Raw genomic sequence first — 347 nt, 5'->3', positions numbered from 1 at the left:
TTCTATAAAATACTCTACAAGTTCTCCTAATGTTTGATACTCAAAAAATAACGTCTTTGGAATCTGACCAAAAACCTCCTCTAAACGGTTCGTTAATTTACTAATCAATATCGAATCTATTCCGTACTTTTCAAAAGGAGCGTCTAACTCTAGTCTATCTTCCGGCAGTCTTAATTCTTTGCATAACAGTCCTCTGATGTAGCTTATTGATGCCGCTTTCAACTTGCTCAGTTCATCTCCGATTGGAACTAATACATTTAAAGGTTTCTCTATTTTTGTTTCTTCTTTTAAAAGTATATTGACTATTTTACTCGCTTTCCCAAAAGCCACAATGCCCTGATTCGAAT

Annotated in this window: 1 protein-coding gene; it reads right to left on the bottom strand. The window is 34.6% G+C overall.

Features of this window, described 5'->3' with window-relative positions:
* The coding region (locus EZM65_RS15395; protein WP_136669447.1) for an acyl carrier protein at positions 1-347 on the bottom strand (347 nt) is incomplete at both ends.

It is taken from the genome of Flavobacterium sp. H122, assembly GCF_004959765.1.
Taxonomy (GTDB): domain Bacteria; phylum Bacteroidota; class Bacteroidia; order Flavobacteriales; family Flavobacteriaceae; genus Flavobacterium.
Note: the sequence above shows the minus strand (reverse complement) of the source record. Positions and strands in the feature narration are given on the sequence as shown.